The organism is Blastococcus sp. CT_GayMR16, from assembly GCF_004570875.1.
Lineage (GTDB): Bacteria > Actinomycetota > Actinomycetes > Mycobacteriales > Geodermatophilaceae > Blastococcus_B.
In genome coordinates this window covers 70,750-96,207 of record NZ_SPQK01000010.1, presented here as the reverse complement: position 1 = coordinate 96,207, position 25,458 = coordinate 70,750, and the positions used below count along the sequence as shown (strand labels likewise).

Annotated in this window: 17 protein-coding genes; 11 read left to right on the top strand and 6 right to left on the bottom strand. The window is 73.1% G+C overall.

What is annotated here, in order from left to right:
- The first annotated feature begins 9 nt into the window (after positions 1-9).
- The 3 genes from E4P38_RS12620 to meaB are packed head-to-tail and all read left to right on the top strand — an operon-like array spanning position 10 to position 5,155.
- Complete coding sequence (locus tag E4P38_RS12620; RefSeq protein WP_135132162.1) at positions 10-1,935, top strand: methylmalonyl-CoA mutase subunit beta; 1,926 nt, start codon at positions 10-12, stop codon at positions 1,933-1,935.
- Positions 1,932-4,139: a methylmalonyl-CoA mutase gene (gene scpA, locus E4P38_RS12615; protein ID WP_135132161.1), complete on the top strand. Its 2,208-nt coding sequence runs from the start codon at positions 1,932-1,934 to the stop codon at positions 4,137-4,139. The genes E4P38_RS12620 and scpA overlap by 4 nt, the downstream gene beginning before the upstream one ends.
- On the top strand, positions 4,139-5,155 hold the full coding sequence (meaB, locus tag E4P38_RS12610) for a methylmalonyl Co-A mutase-associated GTPase MeaB (protein ID WP_135132160.1): 1,017 nt from the start codon (positions 4,139-4,141) through the stop codon (positions 5,153-5,155). Before scpA ends, meaB begins: the two co-directional genes overlap by 1 nt.
- On the opposite strand, the gene E4P38_RS12605 is transcribed toward meaB, so the two are convergent.
- Together E4P38_RS12605 and E4P38_RS12600 are read right to left on the bottom strand one after the other, a co-directional pair.
- Positions 5,156-5,830: a hypothetical protein gene (locus E4P38_RS12605; RefSeq protein ID WP_135132159.1), complete on the bottom strand. Its 675-nt coding sequence runs from the start codon at positions 5,828-5,830 to the stop codon at positions 5,156-5,158.
- Positions 5,831-5,912: 82 nt separating this feature from the next.
- Entirely contained in the window at positions 5,913-6,371 is a 459-nt protein-coding gene (locus E4P38_RS12600) for a gamma-glutamylcyclotransferase family protein (protein WP_135132158.1), read from the bottom strand.
- 115 nt (positions 6,372-6,486) lie between these two features.
- On the opposite strand from E4P38_RS12600, the gene E4P38_RS12595 reads away from it, so the two are divergent.
- The 4 genes from E4P38_RS12595 to E4P38_RS12580 all read left to right on the top strand — a co-directional run bounded on the left by E4P38_RS12595 (position 6,487) and on the right by E4P38_RS12580 (position 15,218).
- A complete protein-coding gene (locus E4P38_RS12595; RefSeq protein ID WP_135132157.1) occupies positions 6,487-7,893 on the top strand; it encodes an NAD(P)H-quinone dehydrogenase in 1,407 nt (468 codons plus the stop codon).
- A gap of 107 nt (positions 7,894-8,000) precedes the next feature.
- Positions 8,001-9,632 (top strand): reprolysin-like metallopeptidase, encoded by a 1,632-nt coding sequence (locus tag E4P38_RS12590; protein WP_135132156.1) that lies wholly within the window; start codon positions 8,001-8,003, stop codon positions 9,630-9,632.
- A gap of 91 nt (positions 9,633-9,723) precedes the next feature.
- On the top strand, positions 9,724-12,108 hold the full coding sequence (locus tag E4P38_RS12585) for a hypothetical protein (protein ID WP_135132155.1): 2,385 nt from the start codon (positions 9,724-9,726) through the stop codon (positions 12,106-12,108).
- Between the two features lie 101 nt (positions 12,109-12,209).
- Positions 12,210-15,218, top strand: a complete 3,009-nt coding sequence (locus tag E4P38_RS12580) for a hypothetical protein (RefSeq protein WP_135132154.1) — start codon at positions 12,210-12,212, stop codon at positions 15,216-15,218.
- A gap of 9 nt (positions 15,219-15,227) precedes the next feature.
- On the opposite strand, the gene E4P38_RS12575 is transcribed toward E4P38_RS12580, so the two are convergent.
- From E4P38_RS12575 to E4P38_RS12560, 4 genes are all read right to left on the bottom strand, one after another.
- Positions 15,228-16,988 (bottom strand): biotin carboxylase N-terminal domain-containing protein, encoded by a 1,761-nt coding sequence (locus tag E4P38_RS12575; protein ID WP_135132153.1) that lies wholly within the window; start codon positions 16,986-16,988, stop codon positions 15,228-15,230.
- Between the two features lie 91 nt (positions 16,989-17,079).
- Positions 17,080-17,688 (bottom strand): Maf family protein, encoded by a 609-nt coding sequence (locus E4P38_RS12570; protein ID WP_135132152.1) that lies wholly within the window; start codon positions 17,686-17,688, stop codon positions 17,080-17,082.
- Positions 17,685-17,879 (bottom strand): acyl-CoA carboxylase subunit epsilon, encoded by a 195-nt coding sequence (locus E4P38_RS23555; RefSeq protein WP_245160988.1) that lies wholly within the window; start codon positions 17,877-17,879, stop codon positions 17,685-17,687. Before E4P38_RS23555 ends, E4P38_RS12570 begins: the two co-directional genes overlap by 4 nt.
- A 113-nt stretch (positions 17,880-17,992) precedes the next feature.
- Positions 17,993-19,621: an acyl-CoA carboxylase subunit beta gene (locus tag E4P38_RS12560; RefSeq protein ID WP_135132150.1), complete on the bottom strand. Its 1,629-nt coding sequence runs from the start codon at positions 19,619-19,621 to the stop codon at positions 17,993-17,995.
- Positions 19,622-19,639: 18 nt separating this feature from the next.
- On the opposite strand from E4P38_RS12560, the gene E4P38_RS12555 reads away from it, so the two are divergent.
- From E4P38_RS12555 to E4P38_RS12540, 4 genes are all read left to right on the top strand, one after another.
- The gene (locus tag E4P38_RS12555) at positions 19,640-20,461 is read left to right on the top strand and encodes a biotin--[acetyl-CoA-carboxylase] ligase (protein WP_135132149.1); all 822 of its coding nucleotides are present in this window, start codon (positions 19,640-19,642) and stop codon (positions 20,459-20,461) included.
- A gap of 217 nt (positions 20,462-20,678) precedes the next feature.
- Positions 20,679-21,239 carry a PH domain-containing protein gene (locus E4P38_RS12550; RefSeq protein WP_135132148.1) on the top strand — a complete coding sequence of 187 codons (561 nt, stop codon included), beginning with the start codon at positions 20,679-20,681 and terminating at the stop codon, positions 21,237-21,239.
- Between the two features lie 100 nt (positions 21,240-21,339).
- Positions 21,340-22,488, top strand: coding sequence for an exonuclease SbcCD subunit D (locus tag E4P38_RS12545; RefSeq protein WP_135132147.1), 1,149 nt, complete (start codon positions 21,340-21,342; stop codon positions 22,486-22,488).
- Positions 22,485-25,442, top strand: a complete 2,958-nt coding sequence (locus E4P38_RS12540) for an SMC family ATPase (protein ID WP_135132146.1) — start codon at positions 22,485-22,487, stop codon at positions 25,440-25,442. Before E4P38_RS12545 ends, E4P38_RS12540 begins: the two co-directional genes overlap by 4 nt.
- The last annotated feature ends 16 nt before the right edge of the window (positions 25,443-25,458 follow it).

Genomic DNA, 25,458 nt, shown 5'->3' with positions numbered 1-25,458 from the left:
AACCCGACGATGAGTTCCACCGATCAGCAGGCCGTCAGCCCGGACGCGACCGCGTCGGCCGACGCCGAGGTACCGGCCGAGCACGAGGTCCCCGAGGCCCTCGAACTCGCCGCTGAGTTCGACGCGGCGACCCGCGACCAGTGGCGTGAGCTGGTCGCCGGCGTGCTGCGCAAGGCCGGCCGCGAGGAACTGCCCGACCCGGTGGAGGCGGCGCTCACCGCCACCGTCGCCACCGGCGTGCGGATCGAACCGCTGTACACGGCCGAGGACGCCGGCGACCTGCCCGCGACCGTCGGCGTCCCGGGCCTGGCGCCGTTCGTGCGCGGCTCGCGGCCCGGCGCCGACCCGGAGACCGGGGTGCCCGGTGGCTGGGACGTCCGCCAGCGGCACGCGCACCCCGACCCGGCCGTCACCAAGGAGGCCATCGCCGCCGACCTGGAGAACGGCGTCACCTCCCTCTGGCTGGTGGTGGGGGAGGGCGCGATCGGGGTCGACGCGCTCGGGGACGTGCTCTCCGACGTCCTCCTCGACCTCGCCCCGGTGACCATCCAGGCGGCCGGGGTGGGCGGGTATGACGTAGCCGAGGCGTTCCTCTCCCTGGTCGAGGGCCGCAGCGATCTCGCGGCCGGCAGCACCCTCGGGCTGGACCCCCTCGGCCTGCAGGCCGCCGGCGGGGAGCAGCAGGACCTCTCCGGGCTGGCCGACGTCGCCCGGCGCGCGGCCGCCCACGACGGCCTTCGGACGGTCGTCGTCGACGCCACCGTGTTCGCCGACGCCGGCGCCTCCGCGGTGGAGGAGCTCGGCTGCTCGCTCGCGGCCGGCACCGCCTACCTGCGCGCCCTGACCGACGGCGGCCTGAGCGTCGACGAGGCGTTCGGCCAGTTGGAGTTCCGCTACAGCGCGAGCGCCGACCAGTTCACGACGATCGCCGCACTGCGCGCGGCCCGCCGGCTGTGGGACCGCGTCGGCGAGGTCAGCGGCGCCGCTCCCGAGCTGCGCGGCCAGCGGCAGCACGCCGTCACCTCGTCGGTGATGACCACCAAGCACGACCCGTGGGTCAATCTGCTGCGGACGACGGTCGCCGGGTTCGCCGCCGGTGTCGGCGGCGCCGACGTCGTCACCGTGCAGCCCTTCGACGCCGCGCTCGGCCTGCCCGACGCGTTCTCCCGGCGGATCGCGCGCAACACGCAGAGCCTGCTGGTCGAGGAGGGGCACCTCGCGCGCGTGCTCGATCCCGCCGGCGGCTCCTGGTACGTCGAGTCGCTCACCGACTCCCTCGCCCAGGCGGCCTGGGAGTGGTTCACCGAGATCGAGCGGGCCGGCGGTCTGGTCGCCGCGCTGGACTCGGGTCTGGTCGGTGACCGGATCGCCGCCGCCTGGGAGGCCCGCGCGAAGCGGCTGGCCACGCGGAAGGACGCCATCACCGGCGTCAGCGAGTTCCCGAACCTCGCCGAGAAGCTGCCCGAGCGCGAGCCCGCCACCGACGTGCTGCCCACGGGCGGCCTGCCGCGGGTCCGCGCCGCCCAGGCGTTCGAGGAGCTGCGCGACCGGGCGGCCGCGGCCGAGCGACCGCCCCGCGTCTACCTGGCCACGATCGGCCCGATCGCCCGGCACACCGCCCGGGCCGGCTTCGCCGGCAACCTCTTCCAGGCGGGCGGCCTCGAGACGCCGTCCGGGGACGGGGTGGAGGGCTTCGCCGACGCGGGGACGACGGTCGCCTGCATCTGCGGTACGGACAGGGACTACGGGACAAAGGACGGGCCGAGCCCGGCGGCCGAGCTGGCCGCGGCGTTGAAGGATGCCGGCGCGACGCAGGTGTGGCTGGCCGGCAAGCCGGACCTCGCGGTGGACGGCGTCGACGGCTACGTGTTCGCCGGCTGCGACGCCCTCGCCGCACTACGGAGCGCGCACGACGAGTTGGGAGCACGGGCATGAGCGGTATCCCTGACTTCGGTTCCGTCGAGCTGGGCCGCCCGGCGTCGACCGCCACGGCCGACGATTGGGCGAAGGCCTTCAAGGAGACGACCGGCCGCAGCGTGGTCGAGGCGACCTGGGAGACCCCCGAGGGCATCGCCGTCCCGCCGCTGTTCACCCCGGCCGACCTCGACGGAGTGGACTTCCTCGACACGTACCCGGGCATCGCGCCCTTCCTGCGTGGCCCGTACCCGACGATGTACACGACGCAGCCGTGGACCGTCCGGCAGTACGCGGGCTTCTCCACCGCCTCGGCGTCCAACGCGTTCTACCGGCGCAACCTGGCCGCCGGTCAGAAGGGCCTGTCGGTCGCCTTCGACCTGCCGACGCACCGCGGCTACGACTCCGACCACCCCCGGGTGCCCGGCGACGTGGGCATGGCCGGCGTGGCGATCGACTCGATCCTGGACATGCGCCAGCTCTTCGACGGCATCCCGCTGGACAAGATGAGCGTCTCCATGACGATGAACGGCGCGGTCCTGCCCGTGCTGGCGCTCTACATCGTCGCGGCAGAGGAGCAGGGGGTGAAGCCCGATCAGCTGACCGGGACCATCCAGAACGACATCCTCAAAGAGTTCATGGTGCGCAACACCTACATCTATCCGCCCAAGCCCTCGATGCAGATCATCAGCGACATCTTCGCGTTCACCTCGCAGGAGATGCCGAAGTTCAACTCGATCTCGATCTCCGGCTACCACATCCAGGAGGCCGGGGCGACGGCCGACCTGGAGCTGGCTTACACGCTGGCCGACGGTGTCGAGTACCTGAAGGCCGGCGTCGACGCCGGGATGGACGTCGACGCGTTCGCGCCCCGGCTGTCGTTCTTCTGGGGCATCGGCATGAACTTCTTCATGGAGGTCGCCAAGCTCCGGGCCGGGCGGCTGCTGTGGGCGAAGCTGGTCAAGGAGGCGGGCGCCAAGAACGCGAAGTCGCTGTCGCTGCGCACCCACTCGCAGACCTCGGGCTGGTCGCTGACCGCGCAGGACGTCTACAACAACGTCGTCCGCACCTGCCTGGAGGCGATGGCGGCGACCCAGGGGCACACCCAGTCGCTGCACACCAACGCCCTCGACGAGGCGCTGGCACTGCCGACCGACTTCTCCGCCCGGATCGCGCGCAACACCCAGCTGCTGCTGCAACAGGAGTCGGGGACCACGCGGGTCATCGACCCCTGGGGCGGCTCGGCCTACGTCGAGAAGCTGACCTACGACCTGGCGCGCCGCGCCTGGGCGCACATCCAGGAGGTCGCCGAGCACGGCGGCATGGCCCAGGCCATCGACGACGGCATCCCGAAGCTGCGCATCGAGGAGGCCGCGGCCCGCACCCAGGCCCGCATCGACTCCGGCCGCCAGCCCGTCATCGGCGTGAACAAGTACCGGGTCGAGGCCGACGAGGCCATCGAGGTGCTCCGCGTCGACAACGCCGACGTCCTGGCGCAGCAGAAGGCCAAGCTCGAGCAGCTGCGCGCCGAGCGCGACTCCGGCGCCGTCCAGGAGGCGCTGTCCCGGCTCACCGACGCCGCGCGCGCCGCGTCCGAGGGACGACGCGGCAGCGACCTGGACGCCAACCTGCTCAAGCTCGCCGTCGACGCCGCCCGCGCGAAGGCGACCGTGGGGGAGATCTCCGACGCGCTGGAGGAGGTCTACGGGCGGCACGCCGGCCAGGTGCGCACCATCTCCGGTGTGTACCGCGAGGAATCAGGGAGCTCCGCACCCTTGGACGAGACCCGTCGCCTGGCCGAGGCGTTCGAGGAGGCCGAGGGGCGCCGTCCCCGCATCCTCGTCGCGAAGATGGGCCAGGACGGCCACGACCGCGGCCAGAAGGTCATCGCGACCGCCTTCGCCGACCTCGGCTTCGACGTCGACGTCGGCCCGCTGTTCCAGACGCCCGAAGAGGTCGCCCGGCAGGCGGTGGAGGCCGACGTGCACGTCGTCGGCGTCTCGTCGCTGGCCGCGGGCCACCTCACCCTCGTGCCCGCGCTGAAGACGGCGCTGGCCGAGCTGGGTGCCGACGACGTGCTGATCGTGGTCGGCGGCGTCATCCCGCCCGACGACGTCCCGACCCTGAAGGAGATGGGCGCGGCCGCGGTGTTCCCGCCCGGCACGGTCATCGCCGAGGCGGCGCAGGAGCTGCTGCGCACGCTGTCGTCGCGTCTCGGTCATTGATGGCGAGAGAGATCGACGTACCTGCGCTCGTCGAGGGGGTCCTCGCCGGCGACCGGCGGGTGATGGCGCGCGCCATCACGCTGGTCGAGTCCCGTCGCGGTGACCACCGGGAGAAGGCGCAGGAGCTGCTCGTCGAGCTGCTGCCGCACGCCGGGGGGGCGCGGCGGGTCGGGATCAGCGGCGTCCCCGGGGTCGGGAAGTCGACCTTCATCGACCAGCTGGGGGTCGACCTCACGGCGGGCGGCTCGAAGGTCGCGGTGCTCGCCGTCGACCCGTCGTCCGCGCGGTCCGGGGGGTCGATCCTGGGTGACAAGACCCGGATGGCCCGGCTGGCGGTCGACCCGAACGCCTTCATCCGCCCCTCGCCGACGTCGGGGACGCTCGGCGGGGTGGCCCAGGCGACCCGCGAGTCGATGGTCGTCGCGGAGGCGGCCGGCTACGACGTCGTCCTGGTGGAGACCGTGGGTGTCGGGCAGTCGGAGATCACCGTCGCCGAGATGGTCGACTCGTTCCTGTTCCTGACCATCGCGCGCACCGGCGACCAGCTCCAGGGCATCAAGCGCGGCATCCTCGAGATCGCCGACGTCATCGCCGTGAACAAGGCCGACGGCCCGGGAGCCGGCGATGCGCGCAAGGCCGCCCGGGAGCTGGCCGGTGCGATCCGCATGCTGCGCGGGCACACGGACGACGGCTGGGACGTGCCGGTGCTGACCTGTGCCGGACTCACGGGGGAGGGCCTGGACCAGGTCTGGGCGAAGCTGGTCGAGCACCAGGACCGGATGAGGGCCTCGGGTGAGTTCGAGGACCGCCGGCGGGCCCAGCAGGTGCGCTGGACATGGCAGCTGGTCCGCGATGCGCTGGAGCACCGGCTGCGGGCGCACCCCGGGGTGCGGAACGCCGTCCCGGACCTGGAGAAGGCGGTGCTGTCGGGGGAGCTGACGCCGGCGCTGGCCGCGCAGCAGATCCTGCAGACCTTCCTGGCGACTCCCGAGGAAGCGCCCGCAGACACCCCCTGATCAGGGCACCGTGGAGTAGGCCCAGGCGATGCGGTCGTCCTCGGCGTCGTTCCGGTCCCGCTCGCGCAGGAAGACGCCGACACACACGACGGCGAAGTCGTCCGACGGCACGTCCAGCGTGGTCTCCACCCTCGACCTCCCGGTCTGGTCCGGCCCGCTCTCGTTCCACAGCAGCACGCTGAACTGGTCGTCGCCGGCGTCGTCCGTCCGGCGCGACCCGCGGCAGGCTCCTGACAGGACCTCCGGGTCGACCGCGCTGGGGAAGCCGAGGACCTGCACGAGCATCGTCTCGGTGCTGCGCTGGCTCGTCGCGGTCCCCGTGACGGCGACCGTGGTCGACAGCGGCTCGGCCTTCTGCGTGACCGCCAGGGTGACGTGCGGGATCTCGCGCTCGGACAGGCTGCCCACCCCGAGGAAGATCACTCCCACGAGGGCCGCAGCGAGGAGCAGCGTGCCGACGAGCAGCCAGGGTCCCCGGCCGATCAGCATGACGAACAGCGACACGACCGCGGCGGAGACGAGCAGGGCTGCCCAGAGCGGCTGGTTGCGGACCAGCCGCGGCAGCAGGTCGCCGGCGACGCCGACGGCGGCGAGGACGGCGACGACCGCCACCGCCCCGAGCGCCGGGTTCTTCGCCCACTCCGACAGCCGGGTATCGGTCACGGGCTCGCTCACCGTTCCCCCGTCCTGGGCCACTGGGCTGCGGGAACCTAGCGTCGGCGGGGAGCCGGGGTCAACGGGGTCGGCGAGGGCCGTGTCAGTTGCCCGTGGAGCGGCACTCCTTCGAGCGCAGGTCGGTCACGTAGTCGGTGGGAGCGCCGGCAGCCTCGGCGGCGTCGGCGATGCCGCCCAGGTGCCGCGCCGAGGGCAGGCCGCCCTCGAAGGCGTCCAGCACGTAGACGTAGGCGACGTCGTCCCCGGTCAGGGTGTGCACGCGCAGGTGCACCCGCCGGTAGAGGCCGGAGTCGGCGCCCTCCCAGGCGTCGAGGGTGCGTTCGTCGGCCTCGGTCAGGTCGTAGAGGGCGACGAAGACGCCGGGACCGGTGTCGTCGTCCGGCACGAGGGTCGCCAGCGCGCCGTCCCAGCCGTACTCCTCGGCGCCGAACGTGAGGCGCCAGCCGCGGACCCACCCGGTACCGGTGTGCGGCGAGGAGGGGCAGCGGCGCAGCATCTGCTCGGGATCCATGTTCGACCCGTAAGCGGCGTAGAGGCCCATTGGGCCGACACTAACGACCGGATGCGCCGGGCCGAAGGACGCCGGTCGCAGCGCTCGGTGACGACACCGGGGAGAATGGCCGCTGAACCATTGCTCCAGCATCGGAAAAGGACCCATGACCCGCATCGTCATCATCGGCGGCGGACCGGCCGGCTACGAAGCCGCACTGGTCGCCGCACAGCTCGGTGCGCAGGTCACCGTGATCGAGCGGGACGGCATCGGCGGCGCCAGCGTCCTCACCGACTGCGTCCCCTCCAAGACCCTCATCGCCGCCGCGGGCGCCATGACCTCGGTGCGCGACTCCGCCGTCCTGGGGCTGCAGGGCGCCGAGCTCGCCACCGTGAGCCTCGACCTCGCGTCGGTCAACCACCGGGTCAAGGGCCTGGCCATGGCCCAGTCGGCCGACATCCACGCCCGGCTGACCGGCGAGGGAGTCCGGATCGTCGTCGGTCAGGGGCGTCTCTCCGACGAGATCCGCGGCCTGGCCGCGCACCGCGTCGAGGTGCTCGACCCCGACGGGCGGGTCACCGAGGAGCTGGAGAGCGACGTCGTCCTCATCGCCACCGGCGCGGACCCGCGCGTCCTGATCGGCGCCGAGCCCGACGGCGAGCGGATCCTCGACTGGCGCGACGTCTACGAGCTCGAGGAGATGCCCGAGCACCTCGTGGTGGTCGGGTCCGGGGTGACCGGGGCCGAGTTCGCCTCCGGCTACCTGGAGGCAGGGGTACCGGTCACGCTGGTCTCCTCGCGCGACCAGGTCCTGCCGGGCGAGGACTCCGACGCGGCCGAGGTGCTGGAGGAGGTCTTCCAGTCCCGCGGTGGCCGGATCGCCGAGCGCGGTCGCGCCGCGGCGGTGAAGCGCACCGAGAAGGGCGTCGTCGTCGAGCTGACCGACGGCCGCACCGTCGAAGGATCGCACGCGCTGATGACCGTCGGCACCGTGCCGAACACCACCGGGCTGAACCTGGAGCAGACCGGGGTCGAGGTGACCCAGGCCGGGCACATCGTCGTCGACCGGGTCTCCCGCACCTCGGTACCGGGCATCTACGCCGCCGGTGACGTCACCGGTGTCTTCCAGCTCGCGTCGGTCGCGGCGATGCAGGGCCGGATCGCCATGTGGCACGCACTCGGTGAGGCCGTCGCGCCGATCAAGCTCAAGACCGTCGCGGCCAACGTCTTCACCCACCCCGAGATCGCCACGGTCGGCGTCCAGGAGAAGACGATCACCGACGCCCAGGACATCGACGTCGTCCGGCTCCCGCTGGCCACCAACGCGCGCGCCAAGATGAGCGACCTGCGGGACGGCTTCGTGAAGCTGTTCACCCGCCGCTCGACCGGGGTCGTCGTCGGCGGCGTCGTCGTGGCGCCCGGCGCCTCGGAGCTGATCCTGCCGATCGCCCTCGCGGTGACGAAGGGGCTGACCGCTGCCGACCTGGCGCAGACGTTCTCGATCTACCCGTCCCTCTCGGGGTCGATCACCGAGGCCGGCCGCCGGCTGATGGGCGTCGACGAGCTGTCCTGACGGGACTGCCGGGGGCGGAGCGCCCACTGCGGCAGATGTGACGGGCGTTCCGCTCAATTCCGCGCCGACGGTGCCGACGCGCGCGGAGCCCGCCGAGACAGAGGGAGATGCCTTCTGTCCGGTTCGTCCTCGCCCCCGCCCGTCGTCGCCTGCTGCGTTCGCTCACGGTCGGTTCCGCCGTGGCGGCCGCGGTGCTGGCCCCCGGCGCCGTCGCGCAGGCCGACGAGCCGAGCGGCAGCACGGTCGTCGGCCGGCTGGTGCAGGCCTGGCCGGACTCCGTGGACGGCGCCCACACCGACCCGATCAGCTGGGTGCAGAACGCCGAGGGTGACGCGGTCCGCATTCCGACCGAGGACGTCGAGGGCATCCCCACCGGGACGACCCTGCAGGTCACCGTCGACTCCGAGGACGACGGCGCCGCGGACCCCCTGCACGAGGTCACCGCCACCCGGGTCGTCGCCGCCGCCCCCGCGGAGCCGGTGCTGCGCGACCCCGCCGGCTTCACCAACCAGGTCACCGTCGTCCGCGTCGCTCCGGACGGGGTGGCCCCGGACGCCGTCACCGCCCAGAAGCTGGTCGACGTCGTCGACGGGCCGGTCGCGGACTTCTGGGCCGAGCAGAGCAACGGCGCGATCGCCCTCGGCGTCACCGCCACCCGCGACTGGGTGTCGCCCGCCGCCGGCTGCGCCGACCCGACGGCGATGTGGAACGAGGTCGCCACGACGGTCGGCTTCGTCCCCGGCCCCGGCAAGCACCTCCTGCTCTACGTGAGCAGCGCGGCCACGACCTGCTCCTACGCCCTGGCCGAGGTCGGCTCCTCGCCGGCGACCGGTGGCCGGATGTACGTGCGGGACACGGTGAGCTCGGTGATCGCCCACGAGCTCGGCCACAACTTCGGGCTGGGGCACTCCTCCGCCCGGCAGTGCGACGCCGCCGTCGAGTCCGACACCTGCCGGACCGCGCCCTACCGCGACTACTACGACGTCATGGGCGTCTCGTGGGCGCAGCTCGGCTCGCTGAACGTCGCCCAGGCCGCTCGCCTCGGGGTGCTGCCGGCAGCTCAGCAGCAGGCGCTTCCCGTCACGGGCGCGGCGGCCACGGTCACCCTCGCGCCGCTGTCCGGTAGCGAGGGCACTCGGGCGCTGCGGCTCACCGACGCCGAGGGCGTCGACTACTGGCTCGAGTACCGCACGCCGACCGGCCGCGACGCCTGGCTCGGGACGGCGGCCAACCGCTACCGGCTGCAGACCGGCGTGCTGCTCCGACGCGCGGAGAGCCTGCCCGACACCTCCGTGCTGCTCGACGGCACGCCGGGCACTGCTGCCTCGTGGGACGGCGACCTGCAGTCGGCGCTCTCCGTCGGCGCGCCCGTGTCGGTCTCCGGGGGAGACTTCACCGTCGTCGTGCAGAGCGTGACCGCGGCCGGCGCCGTCCTCACCGTCACGCCCACGCCGTCGGCGGCCCCTGCCACCCCGGCTCCCCGGCAGGCCGCCACCGTGCCCGGCAGCGTGTTGCCGGCGTCGGCCGAGGGCATCCCCGCCAAGGCGGGTGACTCGGCCGGCTTCGTGACGCCGCAGTACGACACCCGGCAGGCCCTGCACGCCACGCCGGCTCTGGAGTCGGCCGCCGAGAGCACCACCGGGAGTGGCCTCCTGGCGCCCCTGGCGGGGGCCGTGCTGGCCGCCTCCGCACTGTTCGTCGTCCGCACCATGCGCAGGTCGCGGGCCCGCCGGGCCTGAAGCCCGTTCGCCCGACCGGGTGGCTGCGGTTGAGACCGGGGGCCCTCGCGCCGAAGAAGAGGGCAGTCCCTCGCCGTTCCAGGAGTCGTCCGTGCCCGTGCCCCACCGATCGCCTCGACGGCGATCCCGGATCGCCGCGATCATCGCGGCGGTCCTGCTGCCGATCGCCGTCCCGGCGGCGGCCGCCGCCGACGACGCTCCCTCCAGCGGGGAGACGGTGGTCGGCGAGCTCGTGCAGGCCTGGCCGGAGTACGAGGACCACGACGAGGCGGCCGAGCGGGGAGCCGAGGGACCGCTCACCTGGATCGAGACCGAGGACGGCGGGTCCGTCCGGGTGTCGACCGACGACCTGCAGGATGGTCTGCCGGGGGCGGGGGCGCCGGTGGGGGCCACGGTCGAGGTCGTCGTGGGTGACGAGGTCGATGGCGACCCGGGCACCGAGGACGGGCTCGAGCCGGCGCTCGAGGTGCTGTCCGCAGAGGTCGTCGAAGCAGCACCCGCCGAGGAGCCGCCCGTGGCGGCCGCGGCCACGGACGTGGTGACCGTCGTGATGATGATCCCCGGCGGCGGGACGGCCGAGCCGGGGAGGACCCTCGCCCAGGTCGAGGCGGCCATCAGCACGTCGGTGGCGGCGTTCTGGTCCGGGCAGTCGGGCGACACGATCCGGATCACCACGGCCGCCGGCAACGATCCCGCGTGGGTGCCCGCGACCGTGGACTGCTCGCGGCCCAACGACCTGTGGAACCAGGCGGCCGCCGCCGCTCCCGGCTGGGACGCGGGGCCGGGGCGGAACCACCTGCTGGTGTACCTGCCCCGGAACAGTCCGGGCTGTGCGTACGGCCTCGCGCAGGTCGGCGGCGGCAAGCTGTACGTCACCGACGTCGCCCCCTCGGTCATCGCCCACGAACTCGGCCACAACTTGGGTCTCGGACATTCCTCGGGCCGGCAGTGTGACGCCGGGCCTGAATCGGGCTCCTGCCGCACGGAGTCCTACCGCGACTACTACGACGTCATGGGCGTGTCCTGGCAGCAGATCGGCTCGCTGAACGCCGCCCAGGCGGTGCGGCTCGGACTGCTCCCCACCGGTCAGCAACAGGTCGTCCCGGCGACGGGGGCGGCGACCACCTACGAACTGGCGCCGCTGAGTGGCACCACGGGCACGCGGGCGCTGAAACTCGTCGACCCGGACGGAGTCGTGTACTGGCTGGAGTACCGGACGGCGACCGGCCAGGACAGCTGGCTGGCGCCCTCGAACCGGTTCGGACTGCAGACCGGGGTGCTCCTGCACCGGGCGGCGCCGTTCCCGGCGTCGTCCTTCTACTCCGACACCTCGATCCTGCTGGACGGCTCGCCGTCGGCCGCCTCGGGCTGGAACAGCGACCTGCAGGTGGCGCTGCCCCTCGGCCGATCGGTGGCCGTCTCCTACGGGGTCTTCAACGTGACCGTCACGGCTGTGTCGGGGACCAGCGCGTCGATCCGGGTCGTGCCGGGCCCGAGCCTGCGGGGGTGGACGGCGGCGACGAACAAGAGGCCGGCCGCCAACTGGGAGGCCCTCTCGGCGTCGGGGACGACCGTGTCGGTCGGCGGCTGGGCCTTCGACCCCGACTCCCCGACAGTGGCCGGTGAGGTGCACGTCTACGTCGATGGTGGTGGGACGGCCTTGACGGCGGCGACCGCGCGACCGGACGTCGGGGCGGTGTTCCCCCAGGCCGGGGCGGACCACGGGTTCGCCTGGTCGGGAACGCTCAGCCCGGGCGTGCACACCGTGTGCGTGTACGCGATCGATGCGCAGCTGTCGTGGGCCAACACCCCGCTCGGCTGTCGTGCGGTGGCCGTCGCGGTGACCCGCCCGTGGGGCAACTGGGAGGTCCTCTCCGCCTCCGGCACGACGATCACCGTCGGCGGCTGGGCGTTCGACCCCGATTCCGCGACGACGGCCGGTCAGGTGCACGTCTACGTCGACGGCCGGGGGACGCCGCTGACGGCGGCGGCGTCGCGTCCGGACGTGGGGGCGGCCTTCCCTGAGGCCGGGGCGGATCACGGCTTCGGGTGGTCGGGGACGGTCGACCCGGGGCTGCACACCGTCTGCGTGTACGCGATCGACGGGCAGCTCCCGTGGTCGAACACCGGATTGGGGTGCCGGACGGTGGCCGTGGCGCTCACGCGGCCGTACGCGAACTGGGAGGTCCTCTCCGCGTCGGGCTCGACGGTCACCGTCGGCGGCTGGGCGTTCGACCCGGATGCGCCGACCGCCGTCAGCCAGGTGCACGTCTACGTTGACGGCGAGGGTGCGGCGATCATCGCGGGCGGATCGCGCCCCGACGTCGGCGCCGCGTTCGCCGGGGCCGGCGGCGACCACGGCTTCGGCCACGCGACGACGGTGTCGCCGGGCCGGCACACCGTCTGCCTCTACGCCGTAGACGTGCAGATCACCTGGCTGAACACCCCGCTCGGCTGTCGCAGCATCACCACCTGACACAGCGTTTCCCTCGCGCCACGCCGACCGCAGATACTGTCCGTTTTTGCCCCGTTACGCGCAGGTGGACGTGGGCTTCCGTCTGCCCTGAGGAGTTGCTCGTGCGCCCCGCTACCCGGCCACTGCTCTCACGCGCCCTGGTCGTCAGCGTCGCCGCCGCCGTCCTGACGGGCTCGGTGAGCCTGGGCACGCTGCCCGCGAGAGCGGACGACGAGCCGGCTCCGGGGGTCGCGGAGACCGTGGTCGGCGAATTCGCGCAGATCTGGCCGGAGTACGAGGAGCCCGGCGAGGCCTCCGAGTACGCCGACGAGGGACCGCTGAGCTATGTCCGGACCGACGACGGGGAGACCGTGCGGCTCGACACCGCTGACGTCGACGACCTCGAGATCGGCGCCACAGTAGAGGTCACCGTGGGGGAGGCGGCCCCGGACACGGGTGCGGCCCAGGGCTTCGAGGAGGCCCGGGAGGTGCTGGATGCCGAGGTGCTGGAGGCAGCGCCCGCCGTCCCCGCCGTCCCCCCGCCGGCTGCGCCCGCATCGCCGCCGTACACCAACTCGGTGACCGTGGTGATGGTGAACCCGGCCGGTGGTGTGCGGGACTCCACGACGCTCGCCGATGTCGTCTCCGCGGTGAACGGCCCGGTCGCCGACTTCTGGGAGCAGGAGACCGACGCCCGCTACAAGTTCGGTGTCACGGCCTCTCACGACTGGATCGACACCGACGCCAGTTGCGAGGACCCCTACGCGCTCTGGGACGAGGTCGCCGACACCGTCGGGTTCGTCGAAGGTCACGGCAAGCACCTCCTGCTGTACGTCACGAGCACTCCCGGCGGCCTTCCGGGGTGCGAGTACGGGCTCGGGGAGATCGGTTGGGCGTACAACAGCCAGGCGTCGTTCGCCTACGTGCGCGACGTGAACACGTCGCTCATCGCGCACGAGCTCGGGCACAACCTCAGCCTCAACCATTCCTCGAGCCTGAACTGCACCCAGTACGGCTACGAGTGGCTCTGTGGAAGGGATGACTACGGCGACCTGTACGACGTGATGGGTTACACCTGGGAGCAGCTCGGATCGCTGAACCTCGTGCAGGCCGGTGCGATCTCGCTGGTCTCGGCCCAGGCTTTCGACATCGGCTCGAGTGGCGCAGCGACCGTCAGCATCGACGCCGTCTCGCAACGAGCTGGTCGCCGGGCTGTCGTGTTGCGTGACGACGAGTACATGAAGTGGTGGCTGGAATACCGGCCCGCGAGCGGCCGCGACGCGTGGCTCGGCACGCCGGACAATCTCGCCGGCCTGCAGCCGGGCGTGCTCCTGCGCGCGACGAACTCGACCCATGCCTACTCGACACTGCTCGACGGGACGCCCTCGCCGCAGGCCGAGTGGGGCGAGGATTTCGACTACGCGCTCCCCATCGGCACCCCGGTGCGGATCAACGTCGATGGTGGCTATTACGTGGTGACCGTCCAGAGCGTCTCCTCCACGAGCGCGAGCATCCTGGTGGAGCCCAGGAGGAACGGCTCGTACCGGCCCATCGGTGCTGTCGAGACGCTGACGGCAGAGGGGTCGACCATCACCGTCACCGGTTGGTCGATCAACCAGGACTGGCCGACGCAGGCAGTCCCGATGGACGTCTGGATCGACGGCGTCCACGTCGCGGCCGAGGTCATGGCCGACCGATCGCGACCCGACATCGGCACCGCCAACCCCGGAGCCGGCGACGCGCACGGCTACAGCTGGTCGGGCGCGGTGTCGCCCGGCGCCCACAACGTCTGCGTCTACGGGACGGAGTGGGACAGGCCCATCCAGCGTGAGTGGCTGGGCTGCCGATCCATCACCATCCGGCAGGCGCTCCCGCTGGCCAACTGGGAGGGGCTGAGCGCCTCTGGCTCGACCCTGACGGTGTCGGGCTGGGCGTTCGATCCGGACTCGCCCAACACGGCCAGCCAGGTGCACCTCTACGTCGACGGTCAGGGCACCGCGGTGACCGCGAACGGCAGCCGGCCCGACGTGGGCGCGGCGTTCGGGGTGGGCTCGTCGCACGGTTTCAGCTGGTCGGGGACCGTGGCGCCCGGCGCGCACACGGTGTGCGCGTACGCGATCGACCTGGACCAGGCCTGGCGCAACGTGCCCCTGGGCTGCCGGTCCATCGCGACGCAGGTCGCCCTCCCCTCGGCGAACTGGGAGGTGCTCAGCGCCTCGGGCTCGACGGTGACCGTCGCCGGTTGGGCCTTCGACACCGACTCCCCGACCGGGTCGGTGCCGATCCACGTCTACGTCGACGGCCGGGGCACCGCGATCTCGGCGAACGGGTCCCGGCCCGACGTGGGCGCGTTCTTCCCGGGTGTCGGCAGCTCGCACGGCTTCAGTTGGACCGGCACCGTCGTCCCCGGCGTCCACACGGTGTGCGCCTACGCGATCGACCCGGAGTTCCCGTTCCGCAACGCAGCCCTCGGGTGCCGGTCGATCACCACCCAGCTGGCACTGCCGGTGGCCAACTGGGAGGTGCTGAGCGCGTCCGGATCGACCGTCACGGTTGCCGGGTGGGCGTTCGACACCGACTCTCCCTCCGGGGCGGTGCCGGTGCACGTGTACGTCGACGGTCAGGGCACCGCGATCTCGGCGAACGGGTCCCGGCCCGACGTGGGCGAGTTCTTCCCGGGTGTCGGCAACTCCCGCGGGTTCACCTGGTCCGGCGCGGTGGCGCCGGGCCGGCACACGGTCTGCGTCTACGCGGTCGACGCCGATCTGCCGTGGCGGAACTCCGCGCTGGGCTGCCGCACGATCGACACGCAGGTGACGCCCCCGCGGGCGAACTGGGAGGTCCTCTCGGCATCCGGTTCGACGCTGACGGTGAGCGGCTGGGCACTCGACCCCGACTCCGGGACCGCGCCGAACGCCGTCCACGTGTACGTCGACGGGCAGGGGACGGCGGTGTCGGCGAACGGGTCCCGGCCCGACGTCGGCGCGTTCTACCCGGGGGCGGGGAACGACCACGGGTTCAGCCACACGGCCACGGTCGGCCCTGGCGTCCACCGGGTGTGCGTCTACGCGATCGACGGCCAGATCGGCTGGCTGAACACGCCCCTCGGCTGCCGGAGCATCACGCTCTAGCGGTCGCGGCTACTCGGAGGCGGCGTCGGCGATGGTGCAGATGACCGCGCCGCTGGTGACCGCGGCGCCGACCTCGGCGGCAAGCCCGGAGATCGTCCCCGCCTTGTGGGCGTTGATCGGCTGCTCCATCTTCATCGCCTCGAGGACGACGATCAGGTCGCCGGCCTCGACGGTGGCGCCGTCCTCGACCGCGACCTTGACGATCGTGCCCTGCATGGGCGCGGTGAGGGAGTCGCCGGACGCGCCGGAGCCGCTGCCGCCGCCACCGCGCTTGCGGGGCTTGGCGGCCGCACCGGGCGCTGCGCCACCGGCCGCCAGGCCCGCCGGCAGCGACACCTCGAGCCGCCGTCCGCCGACCTCGACGACGACGGTCTGCCGCGGGGCTTCCTCGTCCTGCTCGGCCGGGGCGGCGTCGTAGGGCGGGACCTGGTTGTCCCACTCGGTCTCGATCCACCGGGTGTGCACGGTGAACGGCTCGCTGGTGAAGGCCTCGTCGCGGACGACGGCCCGGTGGAACGCGACGACGGTCGGCATGCCCTCGACGATCAGCTCGTCCAGCGCGCGGCGGGCGCGCTGCAGCGCCTCCTCGCGGGTGGCGCCGGTGACGATCAGCTTGGCCAGCATCGAGTCGAACGCGCCGGCGACCTCGCCGCCGGTCTCGACGCCGGAGTCCCAGCGGACGCCGGGGCCCTGCGGGATCTCCAGGCGCTCGACCGGGCCCGGGGCCGGCATGAAGTTGCGCCCGGCGTCCTCGGCGTTGATGCGGAACTCGATGCTGTGCCCACGGGGGGTCGGGTCCTCGGTGAACTCCAGCTCGAGGCCGTCGGCGATGCGGAACTGCTGGCGGACGAGGTCGATGCCGCTGGTCTCCTCGCTGACCGGGTGCTCGACCTGCAGGCGGGTGTTGACCTCCAGGAACGAGATCGAGCCGTCGACCCCGACCAGGTACTCCACGGTGCCGGCGCCGTGGTAGCCGGCCTCCTTGCAGATGGCCTTGGCCGAGCTGTGGATGCTCGCGCGCTGCTCGTCGGTCAGGAACGGCGCGGGCGCCTCCTCGACCAGCTTCTGGTTGCGTCGCTGCAGCGAGCAGTCGCGGGTGCCGACGACGATCACGTTGCCGTGGGTGTCGGCGAGCACCTGGGCCTCGACGTGGCGGGGCTTGTCCAGGAAGCGCTCGACGAAGCACTCGCCGCGACCGAACGCGGACACGGCCTCGCGGACGGCGGAGTCGAACAGTTCGGGGATCTCCTCGATCGTGCGGGCGACCTTCAGCCCGCGACCACCGCCGCCGAACGCGGCCTTGATCGCAACCGGCAGCCCGTGCTCCTCGGCGAAGGCGACGACCTCGTCGGCGTCCTTGACCGGGTCCTTGGTGCCGGGGACCAGGGGCGCGCCGGCCTTGGTGGCGATGTGCCGGGCAGCGACCTTGTCGCCGAGGTCGATGATCGACTGCGGGGAGGGGCCGATCCAGGTCAGCCCGGCGTCGATGACCGCCTGGGCGAAGTCGGCGTTCTCCGAGAGGAAGCCGTACCCGGGGTGGACGGCGTCGGCGCCGGACTGCGACGCGGCGGCCAGGATCTTCTCGACCACGAGATAGGAGTCGCCGGGCGTCGTGCCGCCCAGGGCGAAGGCCTCGTCGGCGACGCGGACGTGCAACGCGTCCCGGTCGGGCTCGGCGTAGACGGCCACGCTGGTCAGACCCGCGTCCTTGCAGGCACGTGCGACGCGTACCGCGATCTCACCACGGTTGGCGATCAGGACCTTCTGCACCGGTTTCTCCCTCTCGAGTCCGAACGTCCGGACTGTAGTTCTCGGGTCGCGACCAGCCCGCGGGCAGGTCGCAGAACGGCAGGACGAGGCGTCAGCGGCGCCAGAGATCGGTGATCGCCAGACCGCGCTTGGCCAGCTGGGTACGGAGCACCGTCAAGGACAGCCCGACCACCGCGGCGGGGTCGCCCTCGACGCGGCGGACGAAGGGGGCGCCCAGGCCGTCGAGGGTGAAGGCGCCCGCGACGGCCAGCGGCTCCCCGGTGGCCACGTAGGCCTCGAGCTCCTGCGGGGTCGGGCTGGCGAAGTAGACGACCGTCGAGGCCACGGCGATGTCGCGGCCCACGACGGCGCCGTCCTGGACGTCGAAGAGCGCCTGCCCGGTGTGCAGCACACCGGAGCGGCCGGCCATGCGCTGCCACCGGTCGATCGCGTCGGCTGCGTCGGCCGGCTTGCCCAACGGCTTGCCGTGGAACTCCAGCAGGGAGTCGGCGCCGATGACGAGTGCGTCGGTCTCGTTCTTGGCCACCGCGGCGGCCTTGGCCGCGGCCAGCAGGGCGACCTGCTCGGCGACCCGTGGCGCCTTCACGACCGATTCGTCGACCTGGCTCACGACGACGTCCGGTGCCAGGCCGGCCTGCCGCAGCAGCGACAGCCGGGCGGGGGACGCCGAGGCCAGGACGAGGCGACGGTCGGAGCTCACGCGTTCCACCCAGCGGCGAACCAGCCCCCGGGCCCGGCCTGAAGCGGGCGGCGGTGGCGGTGCCCGAACGACGCCCACGCACCGACGGGGACCGGACGACGACGCTCGCGGCGCTGCGACAACGCGGCGACGACGACGGTGAGCGCCGCCAGCTCCTCGGCGGTGGGCTCCCCGCGAACGACACTCAACAACGGCTGTCGTGAGGAGTGGGGGCCCGAAGGGTCTCCGCGATCGAACGACGCAGGGGCTCCACCCGAGTCGGGGGACGGCTCCTGGCCGCGGTGCGGCCCGGAGGGTCGCGATGTCATAGCGGGATGTTCCCGTGCTTCTTCGGCGGCAGGGTCTGCCGCTTGTTGGCCAGCACCCGCAGCGCCTTGGTCACCTGCACGCGGGTCTGCGACGGGGGGATGACCGCGTCGACGTAACCGCGGTCGGCGGCGATGTAGGGGTTGGCGAGGGTGTCCTCGTACTCCGCGATCAGCTCCGCGCGGCGGGCGTCGGGGTCGTCGGCCGCCGCGAGCTCCTTGCGGTAGAGGATGCCGACGGCGCCCTGCGCCCCGACGACGGCGATCTGCGCGCTGGGCCACGCCAGGTTGACGTCGGCGCCCAGGTGCTTGGACCCCATGACGTCGTAGGCGCCGCCGTAGGCCTTGCGCGTGATGATCGTGACCAGCGGGACGGTGGCCTCCGCGTAGGCGTAGATGAGCTTGGCGCCGCGGCGGATGATCCCGTCCCACTCCTGCGACGTCCCGGGCAGGAAGCCGGGGACGTCGACGAAGGTGAGCACCGGGATGTTGAAGGCGTCGCAGGTCCGCACGAACCGGGCGGCCTTCTCGCTCGCGTCGATGTCGAGGGTGCCGGCGAACTGGGTGGGCTGGTTGGCCACGATGCCCACCGGGCGCCCCTCGACCCGGCCGAAGCCGATGAGGATGTTCGGCGCGAACAGCGGCTGCACCTCGAGGAACTCGCCGTCGTCGACGACGTGCTCGATCACCGTGTGCATGTCGTAGGGGGTGTTCGCCGAGTCCGGGATGAACGTGTCGAGCTCGAGGTCCTCCTCGGTCAGCGCGTCCGGGAGGACGACGTCGACCGGAGCGACGTCGAGCGCCGGCAGCGGGTCGAGGTTGTTGCTCGGCAGGTAGGACAGCAGCGCCTTGACGTAGTCGAGGGCGTCGTCCTCGTTCTCGGCCAGGTAGTGGGCCACCCCGGACTTGGTGTTGTGCGTGCGCGCGCCGCCGAGCTCCTCGAGGGTGACCTCCTCGCCGGTGACGGTCTTCACGACGTCGGGCCCGGTGATGAACATCTGGCTGGTCTTGTCGACCATCACGATGAAGTCCGTCAGCGCGGGGGAGTAGACGTGTCCACCGGCGGCCGGGCCCATCACCAGCGAGATCTGCGGGATGACGCCGGAGGCGTGCACGTTGCGCTGGAAGATCTCGCCGTAGAGGCCGAGGGAGACCACGCCCTCCTGGATCCGCGCGCCACCGCCCTCGTTGATCCCGATCATCGGGCAGCCGTTCTTCACCGCGAAGTCGAGGATCTTGACGATCTTCTCGCCGTAGACCTCGCCCAGGCTGCCGCCGAAGACGGTGACGTCCTGGGAGAAGATCGCGACCGGACGGCCGTCGACGGTGCCGTAGCCGGTGACGACGCCGTCGCCGAACGGACGCCTGTCGCCCATGCCGAAGTTGGTCGACCGGTGCCGGGCGAACTCGTCGAACTCGGTGAACGAGCCCGGGTCGAGCAGTGCCTCGATGCGCTCGCGCGCGGTCATCTTCCCCGCGGCGTGCTGCTTCTCGATGGCGCGCTCGGAGCCGGCATGCGTGGCTTCCTGCACGCGCCGTTCGAAGTCGGCGAGCTTCCCGGCAGTGGTGTGGATGTCGATGTCGTCGGGGACGTGCTCCCCGGCGCTCTCCAGCTCAGCGGCGGTCACGGGCCGTAGCGTAAGGGAGTGCCCGATGACCCCTCCTCCCGCTGGTCGGATCTGGACCGCCCGGCGCTCGACGGGCCCGCCCTGCAGACCGCCCTCACGCGCGACAGCGCCCTGTGGCGGACCCTCGAGGTGGTGCCCGAGATCGGGTCCACCAACGCCGCGCTCGTCGCCACGACCGGGGAGGAGACCCCGGAGGGAGCAGTGCTCGTCGCCGAGCACCAGGTCGCCGGCCGCGGCCGGCTGGACCGCGTCTGGACGTCGCCGCCGCGCGCCGGCATCACCGTCTCCTTCCTGCTGCGCCCCGACGTCCCGGCCGCCCGGCGGGGATGGCTCCCGCTGCTGACCGGAGTCGCCCTGGCCGAGGCGGTAGGCGAGGTCACCGGCGTCCGCGCCTCGCTGAAGTGGCCGAACGACCTGCTCGCCGTGGACGGCCGCAAGCTCGCCGGCATCCTCGCGGAGGGCCGCGAGAAGGCGGTCGTCGTCGGCGTCGGCCTCAACGTCTCCACGACCGCCGACGAGCTGCCCGACACCGGGACGTCGCTCTCCCGGGTGCTGGGTGCGCCGGTCGACCGCGGGCCCGTCCTCCTGGCGTTCCTCCGCGCGGTCGAGAAGCGCTACCTGCGATGGACCGCAGCCCTCGGCGACCCGGTCGCGTCCGGCCTGGCGCAGGACTACCTGGGCTGGTCGTCCACCGTCGGCACCGAGGTGGCCGTCAGCCTTCCGGACGGTTCGACCCTGGAGGGGACGGCGCAGGCGGTCGACTGGGACGGCCGGCTCGTGGTGGCCACGCCGGGCGGCACCGTCGAGCTCGCCTCGGGAGACGTGCGGCACGTGCGGTGACATGGCGGTCCTCCGGCCGACACCGCGGCCACGAGCCGTTCCCCGGATGCTCGGAGCCCCTGTCTCGCGCCAGCGTTGGGACCCTCCGGGCCCCACTCGGCCCGACGCTGTCGCTGGGGTACGCCTGTCGTTCCTCGCGGGACCCTTCGGGCCACACTCGTCACAACACAGTCCTTGGCTGACTTCCCTGCACGGAATCGTGCGTCATCCTGGCTGCATGCCGTACCCGGACAAGCTGCTGGCGGAGGACGAAGAGGTCGCCCGGCACCTGCACCCCCATTGGCTGACCCTCTTCTGGCCGGTCGTGTGGTTGCTCGTGGTGATCGGGGGCGCCTCCTTCGGCATGGCCGCGATCCCGGCCGGGCGGCAGCAGGGCCTCGTGCGGATGCTGATCCTCGCGCTCGCCGTCGTCCTGCTGATCGTGTTCGTCCTCGTGCCGCTGCTGAAGTGGCGGACGACCCACTACGTGATCACGACGCACCGGCTGCTGTTCCGCGAGGGCATCATGGCGCGCCGCGGCCGCGACATCGGGCTCTCGCGGATCACCGACGTGTCCTACCGGCAGTCCCTGTGGGACCGGATCATCAATTCCGGGACGCTGACCATCGAGTCCGCCGGCGACAGCGGCGCGACGGTGCTCCGCCAGATTCCGGACAGCGAGGGCGTCCAGCAGCTGCTCAATTACATGGTCGAGGAAGACGCCGACCGTCGCGCGCAGGAAAGTGCCGGCTACGTCGGTGACTACTACAGCGGGCACCAGGGGACCGCCCCTCAATGAAGTCCGAGCAGCCTCCCGTGACCCGGTTGACTCCTGTGGACCGGTCCGTCACGGCGCGTCCGGATCGTTTCTGTCGGTAGCGCGACCTACCGTCCCGACCATGCGCCTCCTGCACACGTCCGACTGGCACATCGGCCGGTCGCTGCACGGCACCGACCTGCTCGCGGAGCAGGAGCAGGTGCTGGCCGGCCTCGCCGATGTCGTCACTGCCGAGGGCGTCGACGTCGTGCTCGTCGCCGGTGACGTGTACGACCGGGCCGTTCCGTCGGCCGATGCCACCGCGGTGCTCAGCCGCGTCGCCGCGCGCCTGCGCCGGGCCGGGGCCGCCGTCGTGCTGACCCCCGGCAACCACGACTCCGCCCGCCGGCTCGGCACGTTCTCCGAGCTGTTGGCCGTCGGCGGGCTGCACGTGCGGGCCGAGACCCAGAAGCTCGACGAGCCGGTGCTCCTCGCCGACGAGCACGGCGAGGTCGCCATCTACGGGCTGCCCTTCCTGGAGCCGGAGGTGGCCCGGTTCGAGCTGGGGCTGCCGGCGGCGCGCAGCCACGAGGCGGTGCTGGCCGAGGCGATGGACCGCGTGCGTGCCGACCTGTTCCTGCGGCCCGGGGCGCGATCGGTGGTGCTGGCGCATGCCTTCGTCGGCGGCGGGCTGCCCAGCGAGAGCGAGCGGGACATCAGCGTCGGCGGGGTCGACCTGGTGCCCGCGGCCGTGTTCGACGGCGTCGACTACGTCGCTCTCGGCCACCTGCACCGGCCCCAGACGCTCACCCCTCGCCTGCGGTACAGCGGCTCGCCGCTGGCCTACTCCTTCGGCGAGGCCGGGCAGCAGAAGCAGGCCTGGCTGATCGACCTCGACGCCTCCGGTCTGGCCGACGTGCGGCCGGTGGAGCTGCCGACGCCCCGGCCGCTGTCGGTCCTGCGCGGCGAGCTCGAGGACCTGCTCGCCGATCCTGCCCATGACCCGGTCACCGACCACTTCGTCTCGGCGCGCCTGACCGATCCGTCCCGGCCGACCGATCCGATGCGTCGCCTGCAGGCGCGCTTCCCCCACTGCGTGCACCTGGAGTGGACCGGCTCCGGCGTGGTCCCGGACGCCCGGAGCTACCAGGAGCGGCTCCGCGGCCGCAGCGACCTCGACGTCGTCGGGGAGTTCGTCGGCCACGTGCGACGCGTGCCGGCCACCCCCGCCGAGCGGGAGCTGCTCGGCCGGGCGCTGGCCTCCGCAGCCCGGGCCGAGGCCCAGCTGTGAGGCTGCACTCCCTGTCCCTCACCGCCTTCGGACCGTTCCCCGGGACCGTGGACGTGGACCTCGACGAGGCCGGCCGCGACGGGCTGTTCCTGCTCTGGGGGCCCACCGGGGCCGGCAAGACCACCCTGCTCGACGCCGTGGTCTACGCCTTCTACGGCACGGTCCCGGGCGCGCGGGGCGAGGAGAAGCGGCTGCGCAGCGACCACGCCACCGCCGACGTGCGCACCGAGGTCTCCTGCGAGGCGACGCTCGCCGGTGAGCGGGTGCGGGTGATCCGGCGTCCCGAGCAGCAACGCCTCAAGAAGCGCGGCAGCGGCTGGACCACCGAGCAGGCCAAGCTCACCGTGCAGCGCTGGACCGGCGACGAATGGTCGCCGGTCAGCACCCGGATCGACGAGGGGTCGGAGTACCTGCACACCCGGCTGGGGCTCTCCGCCGAGCAGTTCTGCCAGGTCGTCCTACTGCCCCAGGGCGACTTCGCCCGGTTCCTGCGGGCCGAGCCGGAGGACCGGGGCCGTCTGCTGCGGACCCTCTTCGACGTCGGGCGCTTCGCCACGGTCGAGGACTGGCTGGCCGGGGAGCGCGCCACGGCCCGCGACCGACTGGACGCGGTCCGGCACACGATGAGCACCTTGATCGCCCGCCTGGCCCAGGTGGCCGACATCGACGTCCCGGAGGCGCTGGCACCTGAGCTGGCAGGGGCGGGGCCGGGCGCCGGGATCGGCCGCTGGGTCACCGGTGTCCGCGCATCGGCGGCCGGGCGGCTGACCGCGGCCCGCGCCGCCGCCACGGCCGCGGAGGAGCGCACGGCCGGGATCGACGCGGAGCTGACGGCGGCTCGGGCGCTGGCCGACCGGCACGTCCGACGGGACCGCGCCCGGGCGGAGCTCGCCCGGCTCACCGCGCAGGAGCAGCAGCTGGCTCCGCTGCGCGCCGAGCGGGACTCCGGCCGGCGCGCCGAGCCGCTCCGGGACGTCCTGGAGGCGGCCGGCCGGACCGCGCTGGAGGCCGAGCGGGCAGCACAGGCGCTCGAATCCGCCCGCCGCGCGTGGGCGGCGGTCGGCCGGCAGGAGGCCGACGGGATCCTCGCCCGGGCACTGCGGGACGAGGCGGCCGCCGTGCGGGCACTCCTCCCGGACGTCGACCGGGCCGCGGAGCTCACCCGGAAGCTGCGCCGCCTGGACACCGCGCTGGCGCAGCTCACCCGCAGGTGCGAGCAGGGTGCGGCGGACCTCGCCGGGTGGCCCGCCCGGATCGCGGAGCAGGAGGCCCAGGTCGCGGCGGCCCGGGACGCGGCCGCCCGGATCCCGGGCCTGCGCGAACGGCTGGAGGCGGCCGAGTCCGCCCTGACCGCCGCCCAGGCCGCGGACGGTCTCGGCACCGCCCTCGAGCGCGCCCGCGGGGAGGCTGCCCGGTGCCGCGAGGCCTGGATCGACGCCCGCGAGCACTGGGTCACCCTCCGTGCCCAGCGGCTGGACGGAATGGCCGCCGAGCTCGCGGCCGGCCTGGCCGACGGAGCGGACTGCCCCGTGTGCGGAGCGACCGAGCACCCGCGACCGGCCGCCCACGACGGGCCGGTGGTGACCGCAGCCGACGAGCAGGCGGCACGCGAGGTCGTCGAGGCGACCGAGGCCGACACGACACGCGCCGCGGCAGTGGTGGAGCTCCAGGAGCGTGAACTGGCCGCGCTGCGCGGGCGGGCCGGTGACCTGCCGGCGGCCGAGCAGCTCACCGTGGTCCAGCAGCTGCGAGACGTCGCCGGACGCACCGAGGGCGAGGCTGCCCAGCTCCCGGCCGTCCGGGCCCGGCTGGCGAAGCTGGTCGCCGGACGGGACGCTGCGGCGGCCGAGCTGGCCGCCGGCCGCGAGGAGCTCCAGGCCCGCTCCGCCGAGCGCACCGCCGTCTCGGCTGCACTGGAGGACCTGACCGCCGAGCTGGCCGCCGCGCGCGGGGAGGACGCCGACCTGCCCGCCAGGGTCGCCCGGCTGACCATGGAGGCCGAGCGCTGCGAGGCGGTCGTTGCGGCGGAGACCGACGACGTGCGGGCCCGGGCCGCCGCCGACACCGCCCGGGAGGCGGCCGAGGAGCGGGCCGCTCAGGCCGGCTTCGACGACCTGCTCGACGCCACTGCGGCGCTGCTGGACGCGGGACGGCTGGCGGTGCTGGACCGCCGGATCGACGGGCACGACCGCGATCTCTCCGTGGTCCAGGCGGCCGTCGCCGACCCCGACCTCGCCGACCTGGGGGCGCGGCCGGACCTCGAGGTGCTGGGGGAGCGGTGCGCCGAGGAGACGCGGAAGCGCGACGCCGCGGTCGCCGAGCTGGACCGGGCCCGCCGGTGTGCGACCGGCCTGGACTCCCTCGCCGGCGAGGTCACGGCCCTGCAGGTCGAGCTCGACGATCGGCGGGCCGCGTTCGACCAGGTGAGCGGGCTCGCCGACCTGGTCAACGGCCGGGGCGCCAACACCCTCCGGATGCGCCTGCAGTCGTTCGTCCTCGCGGCGCGCCTGGAGCAGGTCGCCGAGGCGGCCAGCCGGCGGCTGCAGGACATGTCCGGCGGTCGGTACACGTTCCGGCACAGCGACGCGCAGGGCCGGCACGGTGCACGGGGCGGTCTCGGTCTCGACGTCCTGGACGAGTACACCGGATGCCTGCGGGCGACCAAGACCCTGTCCGGCGGCGAGAGCTTCATGGCGTCGCTGGCGCTGGCGCTGGGCCTCGCCGACGTCGTGACCGCCGAGTCCGGTGGCGTGCAGATCGACACTCTGTTCGTCGACGAGGGGTTCGGCACGCTCGACGCCCGCGCCCTCGACGCGGTGATGAGCGTGCTCGACGAGCTCCGGCGCGGCGGGCGCACCGTCGGGGTCATCAGTCACCTCGAAGAGCTGCGCAACCGGATCCCCACCCGGATCGAGGTCATCGCCGGCCGCCACGGGTCGCGGCTCGCGGGCTGACCGTCGGCGGCCGTCG

Bases quoted from the DNA above. Each gene is read 5' to 3' on its own strand.
- scpA (WP_135132161.1), top strand. From the start codon at position 1,932: ATGAGCGGTATCCCTGACTTCGGTTCCGTCGAGCTGGGCCGCCCGGCG.
- E4P38_RS12600 (WP_135132158.1), bottom strand. From the start codon at position 6,371: ATGGGCCTCTACGCCGCTTACGGGTCGAACATGGATCCCGAGCAGATG.
- E4P38_RS12590 (WP_135132156.1), top strand. From the start codon at position 8,001: ATGCCTTCTGTCCGGTTCGTCCTCGCCCCCGCCCGTCGTCGCCTGCTG.
- E4P38_RS12620 (WP_135132162.1), top strand. From the start codon at position 10: ATGAGTTCCACCGATCAGCAGGCCGTCAGCCCGGACGCGACCGCGTCG.
- E4P38_RS12545 (WP_135132147.1), top strand. From the start codon at position 21,340: ATGCGCCTCCTGCACACGTCCGACTGGCACATCGGCCGGTCGCTGCAC.
- meaB (WP_135132160.1), top strand. From the start codon at position 4,139: ATGGCGAGAGAGATCGACGTACCTGCGCTCGTCGAGGGGGTCCTCGCC.
- E4P38_RS12595 (WP_135132157.1), top strand. From the start codon at position 6,487: ATGACCCGCATCGTCATCATCGGCGGCGGACCGGCCGGCTACGAAGCC.
- E4P38_RS12550 (WP_135132148.1), top strand. From the start codon at position 20,679: ATGCCGTACCCGGACAAGCTGCTGGCGGAGGACGAAGAGGTCGCCCGG.